Origin of the sequence: Dyadobacter arcticus (assembly GCF_011762185.1) — a bacterium.
GTDB classification, from domain to species: Bacteria; Bacteroidota; Bacteroidia; order Cytophagales; family Spirosomataceae; genus Dyadobacter; species Dyadobacter arcticus.
On sequence record NZ_JAASQJ010000001.1, the window covers coordinates 775,464 to 799,364 of the forward strand.

General features: G+C 44.5%; 22 protein-coding genes and 1 tRNA gene. 9 read left to right on the forward strand and 14 right to left on the reverse strand.

The features are described 5' to 3' along the window. Positions 1 to 14 precede the first annotated feature (14 nt). On the reverse strand, positions 15 to 365 hold the full coding sequence (gene panD / locus FHS68_RS03335; protein WP_167267194.1) for an aspartate 1-decarboxylase: 351 nt from the start codon (positions 363 to 365) through the stop codon (positions 15 to 17). Positions 366 to 571: 206 nt separating this feature from the next. Between panD and FHS68_RS03340 the strand changes: the two genes are divergently transcribed. Then, positions 572 to 2,050 (forward strand): Gfo/Idh/MocA family protein, encoded by a 1,479-nt coding sequence (locus FHS68_RS03340; RefSeq protein ID WP_167267196.1) that lies wholly within the window; start codon positions 572 to 574, stop codon positions 2,048 to 2,050. Between the two features lie 67 nt (positions 2,051 to 2,117). On the opposite strand, the gene panC is transcribed toward FHS68_RS03340, so the two are convergent. Continuing rightward, positions 2,118 to 2,960, reverse strand: a complete 843-nt coding sequence (gene panC / locus FHS68_RS03345) for a pantoate--beta-alanine ligase (RefSeq protein ID WP_167267197.1) — start codon at positions 2,958 to 2,960, stop codon at positions 2,118 to 2,120. 203 nt (positions 2,961 to 3,163) lie between these two features. Here panC and FHS68_RS03350 point away from each other — a divergent pair, with 203 nt between their 5' ends. The 4 genes from FHS68_RS03350 to FHS68_RS03365 all read left to right on the forward strand — a co-directional run bounded on the left by FHS68_RS03350 (position 3,164) and on the right by FHS68_RS03365 (position 7,449). Next, a complete protein-coding gene (locus FHS68_RS03350) occupies positions 3,164 to 3,970 on the forward strand; it encodes a glycogen/starch synthase (protein ID WP_167267199.1) in 807 nt (268 codons plus the stop codon). 210 nt (positions 3,971 to 4,180) lie between these two features. Continuing rightward, positions 4,181 to 6,019, forward strand: coding sequence for a glutamine--fructose-6-phosphate transaminase (isomerizing) (gene glmS / locus FHS68_RS03355; RefSeq protein WP_167267200.1), 1,839 nt, complete (start codon positions 4,181 to 4,183; stop codon positions 6,017 to 6,019). Between the two features lie 51 nt (positions 6,020 to 6,070). Next, on the forward strand, positions 6,071 to 6,658 hold the full coding sequence (gene gldD, locus FHS68_RS03360; protein ID WP_167267202.1) for a gliding motility lipoprotein GldD: 588 nt from the start codon (positions 6,071 to 6,073) through the stop codon (positions 6,656 to 6,658). A 74-nt stretch (positions 6,659 to 6,732) separates the two neighbouring features. Then, positions 6,733 to 7,449 (forward strand): hypothetical protein, encoded by a 717-nt coding sequence (locus tag FHS68_RS03365; protein WP_167267204.1) that lies wholly within the window; start codon positions 6,733 to 6,735, stop codon positions 7,447 to 7,449. 5 nt (positions 7,450 to 7,454) lie between these two features. On the opposite strand, the gene FHS68_RS03370 is transcribed toward FHS68_RS03365, so the two are convergent. Next, entirely contained in the window at positions 7,455 to 8,249 is a 795-nt protein-coding gene (locus FHS68_RS03370) for an SDR family NAD(P)-dependent oxidoreductase (protein WP_167267205.1), read from the reverse strand. 14 nt (positions 8,250 to 8,263) lie between these two features. Then, positions 8,264 to 9,982, reverse strand: coding sequence for an IlvD/Edd family dehydratase (locus FHS68_RS03375; protein ID WP_167267207.1), 1,719 nt, complete (start codon positions 9,980 to 9,982; stop codon positions 8,264 to 8,266). A 119-nt stretch (positions 9,983 to 10,101) separates the two neighbouring features. Here FHS68_RS03375 and FHS68_RS03380 point away from each other — a divergent pair, with 119 nt between their 5' ends. Next, positions 10,102 to 11,352, forward strand: a complete 1,251-nt coding sequence (locus FHS68_RS03380) for a serine hydrolase (protein WP_167267209.1) — start codon at positions 10,102 to 10,104, stop codon at positions 11,350 to 11,352. 2 nt (positions 11,353 to 11,354) lie between these two features. Here FHS68_RS03380 and FHS68_RS03385 read toward each other — a convergent pair whose 3' ends face one another. After that, entirely contained in the window at positions 11,355 to 11,744 is a 390-nt protein-coding gene (locus FHS68_RS03385) for a MerC domain-containing protein (protein ID WP_167267211.1), read from the reverse strand. Positions 11,745 to 11,940: 196 nt separating this feature from the next. Here FHS68_RS03385 and FHS68_RS03390 point away from each other — a divergent pair, with 196 nt between their 5' ends. Next, a complete protein-coding gene (locus FHS68_RS03390; RefSeq protein ID WP_167267212.1) occupies positions 11,941 to 12,351 on the forward strand; it encodes a Fur family transcriptional regulator in 411 nt (136 codons plus the stop codon). A gap of 43 nt (positions 12,352 to 12,394) precedes the next feature. On the opposite strand, the gene FHS68_RS03395 is transcribed toward FHS68_RS03390, so the two are convergent. Both FHS68_RS03395 and FHS68_RS03400 read right to left on the reverse strand, forming a co-directional pair. After that, positions 12,395 to 12,949 carry a hypothetical protein gene (locus FHS68_RS03395; protein ID WP_167267214.1) on the reverse strand — a complete coding sequence of 185 codons (555 nt, stop codon included), beginning with the start codon at positions 12,947 to 12,949 and terminating at the stop codon, positions 12,395 to 12,397. A gap of 36 nt (positions 12,950 to 12,985) precedes the next feature. Next, positions 12,986 to 15,307: a TonB-dependent receptor gene (locus tag FHS68_RS03400; RefSeq protein ID WP_167267216.1), complete on the reverse strand. Its 2,322-nt coding sequence runs from the start codon at positions 15,305 to 15,307 to the stop codon at positions 12,986 to 12,988. 207 nt (positions 15,308 to 15,514) lie between these two features. On the opposite strand from FHS68_RS03400, the gene FHS68_RS03405 reads away from it, so the two are divergent. After that, entirely contained in the window at positions 15,515 to 16,240 is a 726-nt protein-coding gene (locus FHS68_RS03405; protein WP_167267217.1) for a hypothetical protein, read from the forward strand. Between the two features lie 20 nt (positions 16,241 to 16,260). On the opposite strand, the gene FHS68_RS03410 is transcribed toward FHS68_RS03405, so the two are convergent. The 5 genes from FHS68_RS03410 to FHS68_RS03430 all read right to left on the reverse strand — a co-directional run bounded on the left by FHS68_RS03410 (position 16,261) and on the right by FHS68_RS03430 (position 21,494). Continuing rightward, positions 16,261 to 17,322, reverse strand: coding sequence for a 6-bladed beta-propeller (locus tag FHS68_RS03410; RefSeq protein WP_167267219.1), 1,062 nt, complete (start codon positions 17,320 to 17,322; stop codon positions 16,261 to 16,263). Positions 17,323 to 17,391: 69 nt separating this feature from the next. Then, positions 17,392 to 18,351 (reverse strand): 1-phosphofructokinase family hexose kinase, encoded by a 960-nt coding sequence (locus FHS68_RS03415; RefSeq protein ID WP_167267220.1) that lies wholly within the window; start codon positions 18,349 to 18,351, stop codon positions 17,392 to 17,394. A 94-nt stretch (positions 18,352 to 18,445) separates the two neighbouring features. Continuing rightward, on the reverse strand, positions 18,446 to 19,222 hold the full coding sequence (locus FHS68_RS03420; protein WP_167267222.1) for an SDR family NAD(P)-dependent oxidoreductase: 777 nt from the start codon (positions 19,220 to 19,222) through the stop codon (positions 18,446 to 18,448). Positions 19,223 to 19,330: 108 nt separating this feature from the next. After that, complete coding sequence (gene clpX, locus FHS68_RS03425) at positions 19,331 to 20,575, reverse strand: ATP-dependent Clp protease ATP-binding subunit ClpX (RefSeq protein ID WP_167267224.1); 1,245 nt, start codon at positions 20,573 to 20,575, stop codon at positions 19,331 to 19,333. A gap of 244 nt (positions 20,576 to 20,819) precedes the next feature. Next, positions 20,820 to 21,494 (reverse strand): ClpP family protease, encoded by a 675-nt coding sequence (locus FHS68_RS03430; protein WP_167267225.1) that lies wholly within the window; start codon positions 21,492 to 21,494, stop codon positions 20,820 to 20,822. 246 nt (positions 21,495 to 21,740) lie between these two features. On the opposite strand from FHS68_RS03430, the gene FHS68_RS03435 reads away from it, so the two are divergent. Continuing rightward, a complete protein-coding gene (locus FHS68_RS03435; RefSeq protein WP_167267227.1) occupies positions 21,741 to 22,118 on the forward strand; it encodes a helix-turn-helix domain-containing protein in 378 nt (125 codons plus the stop codon). Positions 22,119 to 22,176: 58 nt separating this feature from the next. Here the strand turns inward: FHS68_RS03435 and tig are convergent, their stop codons facing one another. Then, a complete protein-coding gene (tig, locus tag FHS68_RS03440; RefSeq protein WP_167267229.1) occupies positions 22,177 to 23,526 on the reverse strand; it encodes a trigger factor in 1,350 nt (449 codons plus the stop codon). A 156-nt stretch (positions 23,527 to 23,682) separates the two neighbouring features. Then, a tRNA-Leu gene (locus tag FHS68_RS03445) sits at positions 23,683 to 23,764 on the reverse strand. Positions 23,765 to 23,901 lie beyond the last annotated feature (137 nt).

Consider the following 23,901-nt stretch of genomic DNA (forward strand, 5'->3'; position numbering starts at 1 on the left):
AATAAAGGAAAGGCTTAAATGACAAGGTGATTGGTATCATCAGGAAAAACGATCATCGGTTTAAACGTCTTGGCTTCTTCCTGGCTCATGGTACCATAAGCAATGATAATGATAATGTCTCCGATCTGCACTCTTCTGGCGGCAGCGCCGTTCAAACAGATCATTCCGGAAGCTCTTTCACCTTTGATAACATAAGTTACAAAGCGTTCACCGTTGTTATTATTGACAATATGTACCTGTTCGTTTTCAATCAATCCGACGGCGTCCATCAGATCTTCGTCAATCGTGATACTGCCTACGTAGTTCAGTTCTGCCTGAGTCACCTTAACCCGGTGAATCTTCGATTTCATTACTGTGATTTGCATTACCCGTTAATATAGGTCGAGATTTTACTTAAATGCATTAATTCCCAAAGTTAAAGGAATAATACCCAGCCTTCAAAACATACCGCTCTTGATATGCGTTCCAGCTATCGTTTAGTGCTCAGGGTAAGTGTTCTACTAGCTTTAAGTAATATTTAAAATGAAGATGCTTTAATCAATATATTATCCACTTATTTAAAAAAAACCAAATGACTACAGAGAATAAACCGAATGATGTAAACCGCCGGGATTTTCTACAAAAGACCACAGCGGCAGCAATTGGCAGCTTTTTTATAGTCCCACGCCATGTGTTAGGAAGAGGTTACCGTGCCCCAAGTGACAAATTGAACATTGCCGGAGTGGGTGTAGGCGGTAAGGGATTTTCGGATACTAATAACGCCTGGAATAAGGGAACAGAAAACCTTGTCGCATTGTGTGATGTGGACTGGGGGCAGGCACAGGTTAAAAAGAATTTCGAGCTGCATCCGGATGCGAAGAAATACAAGGATTTCCGCAAGATGTTTGACGAAATGGAAAAGGATATCGATGCCGTTACAGTTTCCACAACCGATCATATGCATGCCATCATTGCGATGGCAGCCATGCAGCGAGGCAAGCACGTGTATGTGCAAAAACCGCTGACGCACGATATTTACGAAGCCAGAATGCTGACGGAAGCTGCCCGTAAGTACAAAGTGGTCACTCAAATGGGAAATCAGGGAGCTTCAAATCCTGCTCAAACCCAAATGAAAGAGTGGTTTACAAAAGGATTGATCGGCAATGTGCACGAAGCGCATGTATGGACCAATCGTCCGGTATGGCCGCAAGGAATCCCCGTCCCGACCGGAAAATTTGATGTTCCTGCGGACATTGACTGGGAACTCTGGGTAGGTTCTGCCGAATGGGTTGACTATAATCCCGCATGGCATCCGTTCAAATGGCGTGGCTGGTGGAATTTTGGTACTGGCGCACTTGGCGACATGGGCTGCCACCTAATTGATCCCGCTTTCCGTACGCTTGGGCTAGGCTACCCTACCGAATTGGAATGCAGTGTGGGACAGGTGTTTATTAAAGATTGGACTGCTGAATACATCCCAGAAGGTTGCCCGCCATCTTCCCGCGTGCAATTGAAATTCCCTGCAAACAAGGTCAATAAGTCGGAAGTAACGCTTACCTGGCATGACGGCGGTCTTCGCCCGTTCCACCCTGAGCTGATTCCTGCAAACGATCCGCTTGGAGAGCCAGATAGCAGCAACGGTGTGTTATTGATCGGTGAAAAAGGCGTGATGACTTGCGGAACTTATGGTATTAATCCAAAAGTATATCTGAAAGACGGAACCAAGCTGGAATACAAGCAAGGCGATTTTGGCAATAAATACACGACCATGCCAGAATATGGTCACCACGTTTCCTGGTCAGATGCTTGTAAAGCTGGATTCAACAGTAAAGAGCATAAGGCTTTGACTTCGTCATTTGATTATTCTGGACCGTTAACTGAAACCGTTATTATGGGTAACCTGGGTATTCGTAGCTATACCTTGCGCCAGGCGAAAGCAGATGGCAAAGGATTTGAATTCCCGGGGCGTAAAAAGTTGCTGTGGGATGGTACTAATATGAAGGTGACGAACTTTGATGAAGCAAATCAGTTCGTAAAGCGTAAGTATCGCGGCGACTGGAAATTGTCGTAGTCGGACGTCAGGAGATCTCGGCCAGACCGGACCTTATAGGTTTTCAAAACCTGTAAGGTCTTTTTTATTAAAAAACCAGATTATCAATTAACCTCACGGGCCCAAGAAACGCAGCTACGCAAATAGCGTTAGTTCCTTCATGGCCAATTTGTTCAATGGATTGGAGTGTTTTGACATTCACAACCTGAAAATAATCCAGGGTAAAGGCTTTTGCCATTGCAAATTCTTTCGTGGCCAATTTAATCACCTGGTCAACAGAAGTACCATTTATCAATTCACTCTTTGCTAGTTTGAGTATTTGGTGGATTTGTGGAGCCAATTCTCTTTCTTCCTTGCTCAGCCTTGTATTGCGGGACGACATTGCCAGGCCTTCTTTTTCACGGACCGTTGGACAAACAATAAGCTCAATGTCAAAGGATAGGTCAATAATCAGCCTTCGAATTATTGCAACCTGCTGCAAATCTTTCTGCCCAAAATAAGCCCTGTGCGGTTTGATCAGATTGAAAAATTTAGAAACGACAATTCCAACCCCATTAAAATGTCCCGGTCTGGAAGACCCTTCCATGACATTTTCCAATGATCCGAAATTGAATTGCAATGCCGGTTGTTCCGGATACATTTCCTCAACAGAAGGCGCAAACACGGCTGAGCATCCAGCCTTATCCAGCATATCCAGATCCTTATCCAGGGTCCTGGGATATTTGAGCAGATCTTCGGGATTGTTGAATTGGGTAGGGTTTACAAAAACGCTGCAGACGGTCACGTCATTCTCAAAATTCGACTTTTCTATCAATGATAAATGGCCTTCATGCAAGGCTCCCATGGTAGGTACTAAACCAATACTATTCTGAATTGAAATTTGGAGATTGAGAAAAGTCCGGAGGCTTTGGACCGAAGTAAATACTTCCATTTAAAAGCGAAATCTGAGGAGTAATCAAACGAATCCCGTTGCTTATATGTAAAAAATGGGCTATGGCGCAGGATTTCGAAACTTTGGGGCAGATGCTTCCCAAACTGGGCGCAATATGACAATTAGTTTGGAATAACTTTTGAAATTGCGATTTTTTTTGTATAATTTTGCAAAACTTTTTTTCACAAACTGCTAAAAGATCTATGGAGAAACTACGAATTTTATATGTAGCCAGTGAAATCAATCCCTTCCTCCAAACCACAGATGTTGCCGATTACGTAAGGAAACTTCCTCAGGCAATGCAGGAAAGAGGTGCAGAAATCAGGATTCTCGTTCCGCGTTTTGGTCTTATCAATGAACGCAAAAACCGGCTTCATGAAGTAGTTCGACTGTCAGGAATCAATATTACTGTAGGAGATGAAGAAAAACCATTGATCATCAAAGTTGCTTCAATCCCAAACGCGAAGCTTCAGGTTTATTTTATAGATAATGATGATTATTTCCACCGCAAGTCGGTATTCTTCGATAAAGAGAATAACTTTTTCGATGACAATGATGAGCGTGCGATTTTCTTCTGCAAAGGTGTACTGGAAACTGTAAAGAAATTGGGATGGGCACCCGACGTTGTGCACTGCAACGACTGGATGACAGCTTTAATTCCACTTTATTTGAAAACGACGTATCGCAATGATCCGATGTTTAAGGATACAAAAAGTGTATTTACAGTACATAATAATGCTTTTGATTTTAAATTTGATGCCGACTTGCAAAGCAAAGCGAAAGCGATGGATGTAAGTGATGAGGCACTCGCCCATTTGCATTCAGCAGATTTTGAAGGTTTTGTAAAAATAGGCTGTGCTTATGCTGATGCTGTTGTAAAAGCAGATGATCATTGCAGCGACAGCCTGAACGAAATTTTCAACAGTGCTCCAAAACGCGTTCAAATGGATGAGCATGTAGAGAAATTCTCCGAGTCGTATTACAATTTGTATACTGACCTGGTGAGCTAGATATTTTAACATTAAAAAAACCGACGATTTCAAAATCGCCGGTTTTTTTGTGTCTATACCTCTGGTTTTAATTTAAACTGATGTGTTCGAGCACTTACCATAAATTGGATAATTTTTAGCAATCAGTTGAAAACTGGCTTGCTAAGCAGCCATTATTAGCATTTATTTGCCAAAGTTGTTGCATACACTTTCACTAAATGTTAAAATCTTATGTGCGGAATCGTTGCTTATGTTGGGAATAGGGAGGCACTTCCACTTATCCTAAAAGGTCTTAAACGACTGGAATATCGGGGCTATGATAGTTCAGGCGTTGCGCTGCTCGAAGATGCTAAACTTAATATTTACAAGAAAAAAGGCAAAGTATCGGACCTGGAACATGAGCTGGCAGGCAAGAATCTTACCGCAACGATTGGGATAGGACATACGAGATGGGCGACGCACGGCGAGCCCAATGATGTTAACGCGCATCCTCACTTTTCCAATAATCGCAGGTTATCGATCATTCACAATGGTATCATTGAAAATTATGCTTCGATCAAACAAAACCTGATCAAAAAAGGCCACGTGTTTTTGAGTGATACTGATACAGAAGTGCTCATTCATTTCATTGAAGATATACATTTGGCGACCGCGGGCTCGCTGGAATCGGCGGTCAAGCTGGCACTGAAAGAAGTGGTAGGCGCATATGCAATCGTTGTCATGTCTGTGGATCATCCGGGTCAACTGATTGCAGCTAGGAAAGGAAGCCCTTTGGTTATTGGAGTAGGAGAAGATGAGTTCTTCTTCGCTTCCGATGCTACACCGATCATCGAGTATACCAAAGACGTGGTTTATCTGGACGACTATGAAGTAGCAATCATCAAAGACGGTAAGCTTAGTATTCAAAATCTCGACAACACCGAAACGATTCCTTACATCCAAAAACTTGAAATGGAGCTGGAAACGATCGAAAAGGGCGGTTACGACCATTTTATGATCAAGGAAATTTTCGAACAGTCCAGATCCATAGGTGATAGCATGCGGGGAAGGTTGCGGTCGGAAGATGCACATTTACAGCTTGGAGGTCTTAATAACTACCTGGATAAGCTGGCCGAGGCTGACCGGATCATTATCGTCGGTTGCGGTACCTCATGGCATGCTGGCTTAGTGGCCGAATATCTTTTTGAGGAGCTTGCGCGAGTCAATGTGGAAGTGGAATATGCTTCGGAGTTTCGTTATAGAAATCCCGTGATCAGCGAAAAAGACATTGTAATTGCTATTTCTCAGTCCGGCGAAACGGCAGATACGCTGGCTGCGATAGAATTAGCCAAGTCCAAAGGCGCAACGATTTTCGGGGTATGCAATGTAGTCGGTTCCTCCATTGCCCGCGCAACACATGCCGGAGCTTATACCCACGCAGGCCCGGAAATAGGTGTTGCGAGCACCAAAGCATTTACTGCCCAAGTGACTGTGCTCACATTGATCGCGATCGCAATGGCTAAACGAAAAGGCACCATCACCGAAGAGACTTACAGGCAATTATTAATAGAGCTTGAACATATTCCTGAAAAAGTGGCGAAAGTGTTTGAGAATGCTTCCAAGATCAAGGAGATCGCTTTCATTTTCACTTACGCTCGAAACTTTATCTATCTAGGAAGAGGATTAAATTTCCCTGTTGCGCTGGAAGGGGCTTTAAAGTTGAAGGAAATTTCCTATATCCATGCCGAGGGTTATCCTGCCGCTGAAATGAAGCACGGCCCGATCGCATTGATCGATGAGGATATGCCTGTGGTTTTCTTGGCAACCAGGGATAGCTCTTACGAAAAGATTGTGTCCAACATTCAGGAAGTGAAGGCACGAAAGGGAAGAGTTATTGCAATTGTTACCGAAGGAGATAAACTTATTCCAGGCATGGTGGATTTTGTGATTGAAGTACCGCAAACCCATGAAATGCTCACGCCTCTTGTTTCCGTCATTCCTTTGCAATTGCTATCATACTACATTGCCGTCATGCGTGGCAGGAATGTGGATCAGCCTCGGAACCTAGCCAAATCGGTTACGGTGGAATAATCATAGCAGGTTTTCGTTAGTTTTGCGCATCACCGCGTGAACACAAACTTTATGTTGAGACGGTTTCCTCAAATTCTCATCGCCTTCGTAATAGTATTCTTTTCTTGTGGCAAAGAGGAGCAGAGCTATATTCCAAAGCCAAAAGGATATAACCGCATTGTGCTCCCAGCTCATCGTTATCAAAAACTTGCAGGGATATATCCTTACTCATTCGAATTCTCTAATTATGCAGAGGTCGTTCCCGATACGTTTGCGACGGCAGGAAAAGATTGGATTTTTATCAACTATCCGGCATTTAACGCAAACATTCAGATCACTTACAAGCCTATCAATCATGATGCAGCTAAATTAAAAGACTACATCAATGACAGCTATAAATTAACCGTTAAGCATCAGATACGCGCTTCTTCCATCCAGGAACAGAGAATCCTAACTCCGGCTGGACTTACGGCGATGATATTTAAGATTGAAGGCGACGTTCCCAGCCCCTACCAGTTTTACACAACGGATAGTACCATTCACTTTCTTCGAGGCGCTATCTATTTCCCGACAGCCAGTAAAAATGATTCGCTGGCACCAGTTATTGACTACCTCCAAAAGGACATGGTAAGATTGCTGACGACCTTGCAGTGGAGATAAAATTGAAAAAGGTTGTAGGAGTGAAAAGAGGAAGGCAGTATCTTTGAACCTCTCACCTCAACACTACCACCATAATGGCTAAAAAGCAACCCAAAAACCAGCTTCTTCTTGACTTCTCGGTTCGCGGCAACCGTACGGTCCTGCAATTGGGACAAGTAGAAAGCAGGAAAAAGGCAGATCAGCTTTTTGAAGGATTGATCAATGGCGATTGGATGATTGAACCTGCCGGTGAAGTTGCGGACATCTCTTACGCACAGGATATTGTGCACCAGATCGGGCATAAGTTGCCTTATCCTGAGGGTGTTAAGATTGCTCAATTACACAATGTCGACCCAATTTTCAAGGGATTTTCGGCTATCTATCGCCAGAAAGGATGGGTATTTGTGAATGCAGCGTCAGAGATCAATGAGCGTAATTATCAGATTCATTTACTAACCGTTTCGCTGGGATTACAAACTTTGTACGCCAGTACAACATCACTCGCAGCCCGCTCTGAGCAATTAATTTTTGAAGCATTGCTTCCCTATAAAGAGGTAGAGAGTTTTTTTAGGAATGATATTTCAAAAATCCCGGATTTCCTGGCTTCCGACATTGCTAACTTTTTCAAAGTACCTTTTCCAATGGTTCTGAAAAGAGCATTAGCATTGAAAATCATCTCGGACGAGCAATACCGTATTTTTATGACCATTACCCCCGCAGCTTCTTCGAAACCGCGAGAGTTATTTCTTTCAAAAGACGGTAGCATTGACGACCTCGAAGCCCAGCTCTTTTCCACAGGCCTTGGAGACTAGACTCATTACTTTTTGACATCCAGATTACTAAGGTCCGGCAGTGGGCTTACCGAAGTCCAGCCGCCATCTACCACCAGACTCTGGCCGGTAATGTGGCCTGAATGCGGTGAGAGCAGAAATAACGCTGCATTTGCAATATCTTCACAAATCGCAGGGCGTCCCATGGGTGTAATCGCCGACCAGATTTTCGGATAAGTCGGATCTTCGGCCAATGTCCTCTCCGTGAGCGTTGCTCCCGGAGCGACGGTATTAATGGTGATTCCGTGCGGGGAAAGTTCAAGCACCAGATTTTTCGCTAACATTTCTAATCCGGCTTTTGTCATCGCATATGCTGCCAGAAATTGATGCGCCTGGTGTCCTACGACCGACGACATCAGCAAAATGCGTCCACCCGTTTTCTGTTTTCGCATTTGACGAGCAGCCGCCTGAGTAAGTAAAAATGAACCCATCAGGTTTACTTCAAGGACCTTTTGCAGGCTTTCAACCGGATACTCGAAAAACTCGCCAAAAAGCGTTATCCCTGCATTGGCGACCGAAATAGTGATTTTGCCAAAACATTTTACGGCCTCTTCCACAATGCCTTCAATGATGTCGGACTTCGATGCGTCACCGGCAAACGCAACGCATTCTCCGCCATTATCCCGTATGGTCCGGGCGGCATCAGTGGCTAATGTTTCGTCCGCATCGTTGAGAATAACCCCAGCACCCTGAGCAGCAAGTTGTTTTGCTATTTCAAATCCAATGCCCTGTCCGGCCCCGGTTATTATTGCTACCTGGCCATCAAATGTTCGGTTACTCATTTTTTGAAATTAAATCAATGTGAATCTCTCGTAACCTTATCCCCAGAGCCCCCTACCAGGAAATCCAGATCAGCACCCTCGTGCGCCTGCATCACATGATTGATGTGAAGATTAACGTAACCTCTGTTATAGCCCAAATTCAATGGTTTCCACAGGGATTTTCTTCGTAGCAATTCTTCCGGAGAAACTTCCAGGTTTAACGTCCTGTTGGCCACATCAAGCTCAATAAAGTCTCCATCCTGTACCAAAGCCAAAGTTCCACCCACGGCAGCTTCGGGGGAAACGTGCAATATAACTGTTCCAAAACCGGTGCCGCTCATCCGGCCATCGGATATCCGGAGCATGTCAATCACTCCTTTTGCCAATAACTTTTTAGGAAGCGACATATTGCCAACCTCCGGCATTCCTGGGTAGCCTTTCGGTCCAACATTTTTGAGTACCAGCACGCTATTTTCGTCCACATCAAGGTTCGGATCGTCCAATCGCGCTTTGTAATCGTCGATATCTTCAAAAACAATCGCTTTTCCACGATGCTGCATAAGTTCAGGCTTTAATGATGCAGATGGTTTGATCACCGCCCCATTTTCGCAGAGATTACCCCGGACCACAGCAAGGCCGGTAAGATCTTTAACCGGCTCGGTCAATGTGCCAATCACATCCGGATCATAACATTCCGCTGAACGGCAATTTTCCGCCATCGTTTTACCATTTGCGGTAATTACCCCGTCGTGCAGCATGCCGATCAATTCCTTGATTACAACAGGCAATCCTCCCGCATAATAAAAGTCCTCCATAAAATATCCACCCGAAGGCTGTAAATTAAGCAGGAGCGGCACTTTTTCGCAAAGATGATTGAAATCGTCAAGGCTTAAATCAACCCCAATTCTTCCAGCAATGGCCAGCAAGTGTATCACAAAATTAGTAGACCCGCCAATAGCAGCGTTGATCATAATCGCATTTTCAAAGGCCTCTTTGGTGAGGATATGCGAAAGACGCAGGTCTTCATTTACCATTTGAACAATTCGCCGACCCGACAAATGCGCCTGCACTTTCCGCCGTGAATCTGCGGCGGGTATGGCGGCATTTTCCGGCAATGTAATGCCCAATGATTCAACCATGCACGCCATTGTGGATGCGGTACCCATCACTGCGCAATGTCCGTCGCTCCGGCACATGCAGGCTTCTGCGGTGGTGAGTTCTTCCTGAGAGATTTCACCCTGGCGGTACATCTCACTAAAACGCCACACATCGCTGGTACCAATTGTTTTCCCGCGATATCTACCGGTCAGCATGGGTCCGCCGGAGACAACAATAGTTGGAATATCTACGCTGGCAGCGCCCATAACCAGCGAAGGTGTTGTCTTATCACAGCCGCAAAGCAGCACCACGCCGTCAATCGGATTGGCGCGGATGGATTCTTCGACGTCCATGCTGGCCAGGTTTCGGTAGAGCATGGCGGTTGGCTTGATAAGGGTTTCGCCCAATGACATTACCGGAAATTCCAGCGGAAATCCGCCGGCTTCCCACACGCCCCTTTTCACCGATTCGGCCAATTCACGGAAGTGGCCGTTACAAGGCGTTAACTCAGAAAATGTATTGCAAATGCCTATAACCGGCCTTCCCTCGAACTCATCGGCAGGATAACCCTGGTTTTTCATCCAGGCCCTGTATATAAAGCCATCCTTGCCCGATTTGCCAAACCAGCCTCTGCTTCGCAGTTTATTTTCTTCCATTATTTCGTCGTCATAGTTTATATATAAATTAGTAAAGGCCGTTTTTAGGAAAATATAATTCCGATACCCCTTTAAAATAAATATTGTATCTTCGTTTTACACGATGTCAGGTATTGTCCATGATTTTCTTCAGAGTTAATAAACTGTTGCTATACTCCCTTTTCACACTTGTAGCATTCCCCTCTCTTGCGCAATTCCAGGCTGATGGTTTTATTGAAAATCTCTTAAAAAAACATCCCGATCGGTTTTCAGAGATATTGAGCAAGCCTGAAAAATATCAAATACAGATCCTCTATACACGCATTGACAGAAATAAGAAGAATGAGCCACATTTCACGACCCATGGGTACAGGGTTAACAATACGGAATACTTCTATCCTGCCAGTACCGTAAAGCTTCCTGCAATTGCACTTGCATTTGAAAAGTTAAACAAGCTGGGCATTGATAAGCATACCACGATGCTTACAGGTACTGACCGCCCGGAACAAACTAAGGTCGAGAAGGATACCACGGCCGAAAATGGCCTTCCTTCGGTAGCGCATTACGCCAAGAAGATTCTTTTGGCAAGTGATAATGATGCTTTTAACAGGCTCTATGAGTTTATTGGCCAGCAAGAGTTCAATGATAGTCTGCATAAAAAGGGATTCACCAATACGCGTATCGTTCACCGCCTAGAATCCCCCATCGGGCCCGAAAATAACCGGTACACCAATCCTGTGAAATTTGAAAAGGATGGCAAAGTGGTGTACGAGCAAAAAGGACAATACAACACAAAGGAATACAAAGCCCCTGCGCAGATACTAAAAGGCAAAGGCTACATGAAAAATGGCGCGTTAGTGAACGAGCCATTTGATTTTACCACCAAAAATTCTTTCCCGCTGGAAGAACAGCACCGACTATTGAAAACCCTGTTTTTCCCGGATCAAGTGCCTGCTGAACAACGCTTTAACCTTACCCCTGACGATTACAGGTTCATTTATCAGTACATGTCGCAATTTCCTGTCGAAACTGATTTTCCGGCCAATTATACTGATGATTATTACGACGGTTTTGTTAAGTTCCTGATATTTGGTGCTACAAAAACCCGGCTCCCCCGGCACATTAGATTATTCAACAAATGCGGCGATGCATACGGCTTTCTGCTGGACAATGCTTACATCGCGGATTTTGAAAAGGGAATTGAATTCATGTTGACTGCCGTGATCTATTGCAATGATGATGAAGTTTTCAATGATGATAAATACGACTATGATACCATTGGGTTACCATTCATGGCTAGCCTGGGAAAGACCTTTTTTGAGTATGAAATAAGCCGGAAAAGATCCGCCAGGCCTGATTTGGGCAGATTTGAAGTTGAATACGATAAATAAAATCAGGAGACTTTCATTTTGAGCCTTGGCGCAATCTGGCAAATGTACAGGTTGATAAAATGGCCGACAATCAGTAATGCGGACCCCGCATAACCCAGCCAGGAAAACACCTGATGCCTTCCTTCAAATATCAGTGAAGTTGAAAATAAAGTAAGTGCTCCCCAAAGTAAGATTCCCAGCGGCAAAGATTTATGGCTGCGTGTTGCGTAATAAACCGCCAGTCCATTGATGACTATAAACACATAATCCAGCGAACGAAGTCCTGTGTGGGCATGATGCGATGCAATGGAGCCGAATGCCAAGGCTGGCATCAACATGCAATGTATAATGCATAACACGGAGCCTAAAATTCCAATGTAATCAGCTTTGGTATGTGAGTGTCCTTCTTTCATTCGTCAATACAATGATGTTGCAAAAATAAGGTGATCTTAATCCACTTGCAACAGAGTTGCAAAATATTTTATAAGTTTCGCCCTGTTTTTTATTCCTAAACAAAAGAATTGGAAATTGTAAGAGTTAGAACTTAACTTTGAATGGAAAGGTTTACAAAAAGACAATCATTACCCTTTATTCAAATTATTGGAAACAATGGACCAGTTAAGAGAAACGCTGAAAGGGCATCAACTTCGTACCACGACTTGTCGGGAAGACGTACTTTCAACGTTTATTACCAAGAAAAATGCGCTTTCACATGGTGACCTTGAAGGCGCGCTTGGAGAAAATTATGATCGGGTGACCATCTATCGTACCCTCAAAACTTTCCTTGAAAAAGGGATCATTCACAAGGTCCTCGACGATGAAGGATTGCGTTACGCATTGTGTTCGCACAGTTGCTCAGAAGAAAAACATCAGCACGATCATATCCATTTCAAATGCAGCGAATGTGGTGAAACCAATTGTATTGAGAACCTTCACATTCCTGCAGTACAGCTTCCAATGGGTTACCAGGCTCAAAATTTTAACCTTTTGATTCAAGGCACCTGCCCAAAATGCAGTTAAGATTAGTGAAACAAAACTAACATTCTCCGCAATCTCCAAGCCCTTACTGGATTTTCAAAATAAAATCCAGACTTACGTCATCGCTTCCGGGCTCGGGTTTCCCGTTTTTTACACCTGGCTGATGCCGCAGCTGGACTTTCAATTTTCCATCAGCCGCCGCACCGGTTACAGCTTTCCCAGTCAATCCAATTACATAATTATTTACATCCTTGTCGCCGTATGTATAAGTCAGCAATGATGTTGGAGATGGCGTATAGATCAGCAAATGTTCGTCCGATTCCTTTGCTACCTCATTTGTGATATTTTCAACAGGCGTCCTGCTTTCGTCCAGTAATTCAATGGTTAGCGTGTAAGTTTTATTGGGTTTCAGGGCAATGGTGTCAAATTTTGTTGGGGCGTTACCGCCGTCGCCGTCCGCATCTTTGAAGCCGAATGAACTTACATTGGACGTTCCCTCCTCTGCGAATTTTAATGTAACAGAAGTGATCAATTCATTCTCGTCGTGCGGTGTAACCTTGTCCCCTGCGTCTTTGCATTGCGTAAAGTTGATAGCAGCGCCTATCAGTAACATCCATGTTATTTTGCGGTTCATTCTCATGTAACAGGTCTATTTATGTATTGATATTAAATTATTTTAGGCTCCAAACTTCCATTTAAGCCGGAGCGAAGCATTTCTTCCCATTTCATCGGCATAGTATCGGAAACGGTTCAGGTAATCGCGATAAGCAATATTGAACAGATTTTGCACACCAATCCCAATTTCGAACTGCTGCTTTTCTGATATTTTAAGTGTTGCTCCGGCCTGCAGATTCCAGAGAGAATAAGATTTCGGTGGTTCCAGAAAGTCGCTGGCGAGCGGCACCCTTGTCTGCCTGGCGACGAATAAATTCCCAATCGATACAAAAGCATGGTTCCATTTGCCTATCTCAGGCAGTTCATATTTGAGCTGATTATCAAGCCGGTTTGGAGGGATCATCACCAGGGAACTCTCATTCTGCTGATCATAAACCCGCAGATAGCTAAGCTTGCTGGCAATGGTGGTGTGTTTCGCGAGTTCCCAGGTTGCTGATAGGTCAATACCCTTGAATGTTGCGTCAGTCTGCGTGTATTTGAAATAGGGAAATGCGCCGCGTATGGTCAGTATCGGCTCAGATTGGGGTTTCAGGTAGATAAAATCTGAAATATAATTATAGTATCCGCCTAATTCCACCGACCAGCGCGCATCTGCATATTTCAAACTTGCAATTGAATTGACTGCTTTCTCGGCTTGCAGCGTTGCATCACCCTTTTCATATGCCGCTGCGCCATGGTGCACACCATCACTAAATAGCTCACTTACATTCGGTGCCCGCCAGGCTGTTCCGACATTAAGTTTTGCAGAGAATCGTTCTGAAAAATTTCTGGTAGCGCCCAGCGTGCCCGAGAAATTGGAGAAATTAAAGGAATCGGCTACCTTTTCCCTATTTACAATGCGATATGTTTTTAAAGTCCGGTAATCATATCGTACGCCTGCTTCAAGTTCCCAGCCATTTTTTACATATCGCTCCATCCAGAAAACTCCAATGTTGAACTGATTGAAATTGGGGATCAGTGGCCTTCCATCCATCAGATTATACTGATAAAAAGTGCTTACACCGATTTGACCTGCAATTTTCCCGGCAATTGGTTTGTGGTCCCAAACCACATCATTTGTTAAGGTGGTCAGTTTGAATGTTAGTTCCGGGTGGTTCAATGCGGCGAGGGAATCATTGCGCGGCCGGTGAAGGTCGTATTCGTTACGGTCATTGATTTGCCGGGCAATGGTCCACTGTAGCCGGTTGCCGTTTTGGAAATGGTAATGCGTTTCGGCCTTTAAAAGATCATGGGTAACATTCTGATTGGGACGGGCGATCTCGTAGCTGAAACCTGATTTGATGAGTGGCTCCCCGTTTTTAATCACATTCAGCAAATCCGTGATACTGCCAATATGTGATCCTGAGAAAATGCCGATTTTGGTGGCAAACCTGCTGTAAAACACATCAATACCAAATCCTTTATGGCGATACCCGGCTGCCAACGAAAAGTTTTTTTCACTAATTCCTGTATTATCCAGAAAGTAATTAGGTGTCCTTATGTTTCCTCCCCGCTTGATCGTTCCCTGCGCTCTCCATCCGAAACCTTCGAACCCGGAAATCCCTCCTTGAACAGTCCCCGACAACACGCCCTGACTTCCATTTGAAAAGCCCACAGCATTGGTTTCTCCGCTAATCGGTTTGTCAAAAGGCAGTTCTTCCGGCTCCACCAATATCACCCCGCCAATCGCGTCGGAGCCATACCGGACGCCTGCCGCACCCTTTACGACGGAAATCCTTGTAGCAATAAACGGGTCAATTTCGGGAGCATGTTCAGAGCCCCATTGCTGACCTTCTTGCCTGACACCGTTATTCATTATCAGGATCCGGTTGCTGTGCAGTCCGTGGATAACCGGCTTGGATATAGAAGAGCCTGTTTGTAAGGTAGTTACGCCCGCTAATCCTTTCAGACTTTCACCAAGGTTCTGGCCCCGGGTCTTTTCAAGGTCAATGCCTGTAAGTGTTGTAAGTGGTTGAGAGGAAGGAGTTTCTGTTCGATGGGCTGTAATTTCAACATCTTTCAAATGTACTTCCTGTTCCTGTAAATTAAAGTTTTCCTCATGTCCCGCAGTAAGGTCCAGCTTTTGCTGGAAGGAATGGTAACCCACAATCCGGCATTCAAGCGTGTAAGAACCCGGGCATAGATTACGCATCTCATACCGGCCCTTTTCATCTGTGAACACGCCCGTATTTTGACCAGCAATCAGGATAGTTGCCCCTACCACCGGCTGTCCCGTATGCCGATCTCTCACAACGCCTTTTACAAAGCAGCCACAATCATTTTTTTGCGCAGCAGCTTTCAATACAATGAGGGATATCAAAAAACTGAAAAGAATCCGGTTCATGCGTATTAATTATTAGATTTCCAGCTTCGCACCGGTAATTGTTTTTGATACAATGTTGCAAAAGTAGCATCATTGCAACTATGTTGCAACTAAAATCATCAAACATTTCTGCATTTTTATAAGCTATTATTTCCAGGATTGTAAATTTGCATTTGGTTACCTCCCCCGTGTACATTGTCTGATCTGCTTTTTGCCAAAATCCTATTAATGCCGCCGCTGATAGCAGGGGTAACTCTTGCTGTCAGGAAATGGGGCGAAGGATTGGGTGGATGGATTGGCGGATTTCCCTGGATAGCCGGGCCGATTTCATTTTTCATAGCGCTCGAGCACGGTTCTGCTTTTGCCGCGTCGACCATCAATTCAGCACTCTTGGGCTCGATTGGTACTATTTTATTTGCGCTGGTCTACTCACTACTTTCAGCGAGATTTTCCTGGTTACCCACCGTGCTGATCAGTTATTCTGTCTATTTCTCTGTGGCATTGCTCTCGCTTGGCCGGGATGTATCCCTTTCCGTTGCAGTAGGTTTGAATTTGATCGTTCTCACCGCAGTATTATATTTTTTTCCAAAACCCAAAGGGAAAAATGACGTCAGAAAGCAGCCGATTTACGACATTCCGTTGAGAATGCTTGTCTCAACTTTCTTTGTAGTGATGCTTACGCAAGCCGCCGATGTTTTAGGGCCGACTTGGAGTGGCATACTGACACCTTTTCCCATCATGACGTCCACTCTGGCTGTTTTTACACATGCACAGCAAGGCTCAGACGCTGCGGCAAGGATACTTTATGGGTTAATGCTGGCCGGTTACGGCTTTGTAGCTTTTCTGGTGGGAGTGGCGCTGATTGTTCCTCAAATGTCGATCGGGGCGGCTTATGGGATTCTGATGATCGGAACAATGGCCGTTAACGGCATTACAATTAGGCTGATCCGGTAACCGGACCAGCCATTGTATTCTTAAACTCTTTCCAGCTTTACCGGATACGTTTTTTTCGCATTCCATTGGCACACATAAATGTTATGATCGTTGTCGATGCACACATCGTGACAATGCATAAAAATGGGTTTATCCTGAACCATAAGCTGTAACTCCCCATTCTTATATTCGGGTTTGGTGCCGCCCGGATTGGAGATTACCTTATTGGACTTGTCAATAATGGTAACAAAACCAGAGTTTGGGGTTTGGTTGAGATACCGCAGCCGCGACCAGCAAACGCCGGCATAAAGTGTATCATCCTTTACAACGGGGCGGCAAACGAATGCACCTGGAAGAAACAATGTGCTTTGATACTTACCATCCAAACTGAATTTCTTGAACGCATTGTGGACCCGTGATGTGACCAGCAGGGAAGGATTAGCCTTATCGCGATGATCAATTGTAATTCCGTGAGCAGTTGAAAACTGGTCGTCGCCGTCGCCCGGCCCGCCGAATTTGTCCATGAATTCTCCTTTTGCATTATATCTCAAAATCCATTGCGATCCGTATCCGTCTGCAATGTAGATGGTGCCATCGGGGCCAATCGCTGTTTCCGTAGGCTTAAATGCATCGGCCTCTTTATAAGCGCCAACTTTTGAAGGATGTTCAATCGTCAGCAGGATTTTCCCCTTTAAATCAGTTTTAAAAACCTTTCCAATGTTTGGGTCACAGATAAATAAAAACTCTTCCCCATTTGCATTCCAAAGCGTTAGACCGTGTCCGCCGGGAAATTCATGTCCCCAGCTTTCCAGCAATTTACCGGACCGGTCGTAAATCAGAATGTTGTTTTTGACTTCATCCCCTACCATAATCAGCCTGCCTTTGCTGTCTTGCACCATTTCGTGGCAGTTATTGATCGGAAATTTGGATGAATCCAGATTTCCCCATCCCTGATGGACCTTGTAGCGGTGGGTTCCATGACCAATTACCTCACCATCAACCTTCGGTTTGGCATGCAAAATGTAAAAAGGCTTGAAAGTAATCGCAGCTGCTGTGGCGGCGGTGATTTTGGCAAACTGGCGGCGTGATTGAGTATCGGGCATGGTTTAGTGTTTTTCTTGAAAAAAGACCGGATACCTGTTTTCTTACTATTAATGCATGTGGTATTTACGCTAGCTCGCCGAATATCGTTTGCCGTAACGGTTCAGCCAATCCATCAGGCGATTTACATCCTGCATCTTGAATAACTCGCTGCCCGCATTCATGGTTGCTGCGGTCCCGCAAGCTACTCCCATCCGAACTGCTTCGCGGTATGACTTGCCTTGGGACAATGTCCATACAATACCTGCCAACATGCTGTCACCCGCACCAACTGTACTTTTAGGCTGAACGGGTGGCGCCGGAATATGCTCAACCTGGTCTTCCGTGACTAGCATTGCACCCATAGCACCCATCGAGACGACTACAATTTCGCATTGCCCACGAATGATCAAGGCTCTTGCAGCATCATCGACTTCGTCCATTTCGAGTTTGTCAACGCCTACCAACTCACTTAATTCGTTGATGTTCGGTTTAAGAAGGTAGACACCCGCCTCTGTTGCGTAACGAAGTGCGTCTCCTGATGTATCTGCTATAAACTTGGCGCCCTGTTTATCCGCTATTTGCGCAATTTGACCATAAAAATCAGCCGGGACACCGGGGGAAAGACTTCCGCTAGCAATAATATAGGAAGGCTTAGGGTCAAATTCTTCCATCAATTCGAGGATGGACCTTACTTCCGTTGGCATCATCTCGGTACCTGGCATACCGAAGCGATACTGGAAACCTGTGCTGGTTTCGAGTACATGGAAATTTTCACGCGTCCATTGTTTGGTTTCGATCACCATGGTTTCAACCCCTTCACTTTTTACAAGCTTGTGAAGTCGCTGACCAGTAGGGCCGCCAACTGTAAATATGGCTACCGGATTACCCCCTAGGCGGTGAATAGCCTTTGCTACATTGATACCGCCGCCGCCAGCCTCAAAATTGGGAGGCTCGCACCGTAACTTATTATCGGGTACAATGCGGCTGACATTCGAGCTTTTGTCAAGAGCAGGATTTATTGTAAGTGTTACAATGGGTCCGGTTGCCATAGGAGTAGGTTAGTAATAGTTTATGCGAATAAAAGAAAAAAAGCGACGTTCTGCGCTTTCCTCTTAATTTCTTCACATTCATGGCAAACGATATTCAATGTTGTGCATCACTAATGCTCCACCCGCCATCTACCGAAAAAATCTGCCCGGTGGTAAATCTGGAATATTCAGACATAAAATACACCGCCGCACCGTCCAGATCTGTGGGTAAACCGTACCTGCCACCATCCAATGGCTGTTTGTCCGAGACGAATTTTGCTGATAAATCTGTGCTGTTTTCGGCTCCTTCAATGATCCCGGGCGTCAGCACATTAACGCGAATGTTTTTGGAGGCATAGGAAGCAGCGATCGATTTTGAAAATCCAATCACGGCAGATTTGGCGGTTGCATAAGCATGGTCGGAAAAGTGGAGCGCGACTGGTGATATTCCCAATACAGAACTCATGTTAAGGATCGTTCCGCCCCTGTTCATTCCCATAAATGCCCTGATCGCGGCCTGATTGGATAACATTAGGGAAGTTAAGTTCAGGTCCAGCGTCTTATTCCAGCCTTCCAGAGACAAAGTATGCAATGGACCATCCCCAAACTTTTCTCCGCTCCCGCCAGCTACATGGTAGAGACCATCAAAACTGCCGAATTCCCGGATGCAGAGCTGGATAGCATCCAGTGCAGTCTGCGGATGGGTAGCATCTCCCTGCTTAGCCCGGGACGAGCTTCCGAGATGAAGTTCTGCAACCAAACAATTTTCCGGGTTACGGCCTACCACTACTACATTTGCGCCACTCTTCACAAAAGCCCTGGCAGCAGAAAGGCCCAGCCCCGTCGTCCCTCCAATGATTACAATTGACCTGTTAGCTAACCAATTTTCCATCACTATTTTTCGAAATTTTAATGCAAAGTAGGGCTATTGGCATAAAAAATAAAAACGCCCCGTATTTCATTTGAAGTTACGGAGCGTTTTGAGAAGTATTTTAGCCTGCTAAGCCACAGATCGCAATATTGACATGGAAGATTTGTCAAATTTATCTCTTGCGTAGTCGAGCGACAGCGTGAAATCTTTCACATCTTTTTGAGAAGGAAGATCAAACATCGCATCCGTCATGATGGATTCGCAGATAGCACGTAATCCACGTGCTCCAAGTTTATAAGTCATAGCCTGATCCACAATAAAGTCAAGCACATCGTCTTCGAAATGAAGGGTGATACCTTCCATTGAGAACAACTTACTGTATTGTTTCACCAACGCATTTTTAGGCTCCGTAAGGATCCGCTTTAATGTTTCACGGTCCAATGGATTCAAGTGCGTCAAAACAGGAAGCCGGCCGATTAATTCAGGAATGAGGCCGAACGATTTAAGATCCATTGCGGTCACATAACGCATCAGATTTCCTTTGTCAAAAATCTCGATGATGCGATTATCTCCTGAAAAACCGATTGGACGGGTATTGATGCGCTTTCCAATGTGCCGCTCGATTCCGTCAAATGCCCCGCCGCAGATGAAAAGTATATTTTCCGTATTTAAAGAAATCATTTTTTGGTCGGGATGCTTACGGCCACCCTGAGGCGGAACATTTACAATTGATCCTTCCAAAAGTTTCAATAATGCCTGCTGAACACCTTCGCCGCTCACATCACGGGTAATCGAGGGATTGTCGGATTTACGGGCGATTTTATCGATTTCGTCAATATAAACAATGCCCCTTTCTGCCGCTTCTACATTATAATCGGCAGCTTGTAACAAGCGGGTAAGGATGGTTTCCACATCTTCGCCCACATATCCGGCTTCGGTAACAACGGTCGCATCCGCTACGCAAAAAGGGACTTGCAATATCCGCGCAATAGATTTAGCTAAGTAAGTTTTGCCGGTTCCCGTTTCGCCCACCATAATGATGTTCGACTTTTCGATCACCACATCATCTTCGGTGCTGGGTTGATTAAGGCGTTTGTAATGATTGTAAACCGCAACTGCCAGAGAGCGCTTGGCTTCATCCTGACCGATTACATATTGTTCGAGAAAACGTTTGATATCGACCGGCGGGATTGGTTTGAGCTTGGGAAGCTTCGTTTTTTTCTCTTTTTTATCTTCTTTCTGTCCTAGTTCTTCTGTAATAACCTGATGCCCTTGTGCAATACAATGATTACAGATGTGGGCATCTATTCCGGAAAGCAATAAATCTACTTCGTTTTTCTTACGTCCGCAAAACGAACAACTTACTTGTGCCATTGACTTTCTATAAACATTGTTGGTGTACTACGTCCGGATTCCCCTCAATATAAAGTAATCTGGAAGACTCGTTAACAAGATGAACGTATTTATTGTTTCAAATTCCATCCATTCCATCTCATCACATTAACGGATCAAATTTCCGGTTTTTTAACCGGGTTACCAAATGCAATGCAGGCTACATCATAAAAAAGCACCCGGACAGTCGTGCTATCCGGGTGCTTTGAAAAATGAAATCAGACGATTATTTGTCCCTCGTCAACACTTCATCAATCAAGCCATATTCTTTTGCTTCTGTGGCCTTTAACCATTTATCTCTATCCGAGTCAATGGCAATTTGTTCTGAGGTTTGTCCGGTATGGTTAGCCAGGATTTCATACAATTCATGACGCAGTTTTACAATTTCACGGGTTGTGATTTCTATGTCAACCGACGTACCCTGGGCGCCTCCGGATGGCTGGTGGATCATTACCCTTGCATGAGGCAGGGCAGAACGCTTACCCGCCGCACCGCCTGCCAGAAGCACCGCGCCCATGGAAGCAGCCAGACTGGTACATACGGTGGCGACGTCAGGACGTACATACTGCATGGTGTCATAAATACCCAAACCGGCATAAACAGAACCTCCCGGGCTATTGATATACATCAGGATATCTTTCTTTGCGTCAGCTGATTCTAAGAATAGGAGTTGGGCAACAATGATGTTTGCAATATTATCGTCAACCCCGGTTCCCATGAATATGATGCGATCGGCCATCAAACGGGAGAAAACATCCACTTCGCGAAAGTTCATTGGACGCTCTTCGATAACCGAGCGGGTCATGTTTTCAATGGTGTGGTTTACGTAGCCATCAACTGTAAGGCCATTCATTCCAAGATGGTGAACGGCGTATTTTCTAAATTCATTTCCGTGATTCATCGATAAACTTAAATTTTAATTGGATTTATATTTAAAGGGCAAATGACTAAGAGAACAAAAAGCAATATATGTTAGTTTCTGATTATAAACCCGCTTGCTCGTCTTTCGCTTGTCACAAAATTGATTATTTCACTGAATTATCCTTGTCTATTTCTGTGATAAATTATCGGTATTTGCGAGAGCGAGCAATCCATGTGGTGATTACATTGCATACAGATTTGTTTAAAACTGAAAACATAAGGCGATATGAATGTTGCATCCAACTTAGCAGAAAAGATCCGCCTGATGCGCCTTCAAAAGGGGCTTTCTCAGGAAAATATGGCCGATATGCTTGGATTGTCTACCACCGCTTACGGCGATTTGGAAAGAGGCAGAACCGAATTGTCCATTTCCAGGCTCGAAAACATTTCGAAATACCTGGATATTCCGCTTCCGGAATTAATGGGTTTTGATTCTCTCAGCATGTCGGAAACGGAATGGCTTCGGCAGGAAAATACGCGGCTTGTAGCCGAAAACAGGCGATTGCTGAATGAGCTTGACCAGTGGAAAATGAAATTCAGGCAATGGTTTGGGGAAGGTATCGTTCGTGAAATAGGGCAGCAGCGGGAGAAGATCGGCTTTTAATAAAAAAACACCGCCCAGCTAACTGGGACGGTGAAAAAAAAATGTCATTAAAAACAGCTTACGCAGCTACTTCTTCGCCTTTTGCCAGTTTTTCAAATTCGCTTACTTCAATGGTCTGTTCATCTGTGGTCACATTATTACGGATGATTTCCAGTACTTTATTATCAAAAACCTGATTGAAAACATTTGTGTAATTGTCACGCTCCTTGTCGGCAAGGTAACCTTGTGCAACACGGTCAACGGTTTCTTTCATATTTTCATCATCGCCATAAATTCCGAATTGCCCTTTTACCATTTCACGGGTAAAGGCCAGTATCTCTGGATACTCTACTTTGATGCCTTCTTTGTCAGCCACTTTATTTTTGATCAAGCTCAATTTCAGGGATTTCTGAAAATCGCCAAATTGCTCTTCAATCTGCTCACGGGTAAATTTGCCTTCGTTGGTACGTTCCAGCCAGTTTTTCAAAAATTCTGCAGGAACTTCAATAGCGATGTTATCCAATAATGCATTCTCAATATCACGGCGCAAAAGTGCTTCGGTTTCGCGTTCGTAGTTTCCTTTGACGATTTCGAGAACCTTTTCATTAAACTGCTCTTCGCTATCAGCCTGGCCAGGTCCTAATACTTTATCAAAAAATTCCTGTGTTAATGCAGCTGGGGCAGAACGGGTAATGTCTTCAACCACCAATGTATAATCGCCTGAAAGCTCACCGATATCTTCTTTTTTCCTGCCAGTCACATGCGCAATGGCTGATTCGTCAGAAAAGGTGTTCTGAATGTCGAACACAACAACATCGTCTTTCTTAACGCCGAGGAATTTGGCAACTACATCTTCTTCCACCTGTTTGATTGGGATGGCAGTGCGGGTTGTGAATTCGGAAGACTCCTGTTTCAGTTCTCCAAAAATCGTATCGCCTGCTTCGCTTGCTTCCGGATGAATGCTATCCGCAAATCTTTCGCGCAGGCTATCCATTGTTTTGGTCATTTCAGCATCGTCCACATTGATCGTGTAACGTTTCACCGCGGGCAGGTCGGCCAGGTTTACTTCGAAATCGGTTGCAACACCCAGGTTATAGCTGAATTCAAATTGGCTTTGTGTGTCCCAGTTTACTTCCGAAGCTTTTTCATGGTCAGGTATCGGATCACCAACAACCTGCAGCTTATTATCTCTGATATAGCTGCTTACCGCGGTGCTCAGAAGGTTGTTCACCTCATCCACGAGAATACTTTTGCCATACATGCGCTGAATTACGTGGGATGGAACTTTGCCCGGACGAAAACCTTTCAGATTAACTTTCTTCGAATAATCCTTGATCGTCTTATCAACTTTGGGCTGATAATCATCTTTGGTCAACGTTACCTTGAGAGAGGCTAATGTGGGCGAACTTTTTTCTAATAAAACTTCCATGAGTCGCTTATGCTGTTGGTAAATATCTTTGGATAAATAGAAAAGAAATAAACAAAAATGCCCTCAAAACGATGTCCTGAGGGCATTTGACGGGTATACAACGGAGCAATTCAATTTTTGCAGGAATCTGACGCCCCGTCATTCCCTTTTAATTCGTACGGGCGGAGGGAATCGAACCCCCACGCCTTGCAGCACTAGATCCTAAGTCTAGCACGTCTACCAGTTCCGCCACGCCCGCTTATTCAACCCTTTTCTACGCCTTTTGTGGAATTGGGAGTGCAAAGGTATTCTTAATTTTTGTATACATGCAAGCTTTTTTAAAAATTTTATCTTTTGGTAATCGCTTAGCTAAAAATGTGCCCAAAATTTGTTATT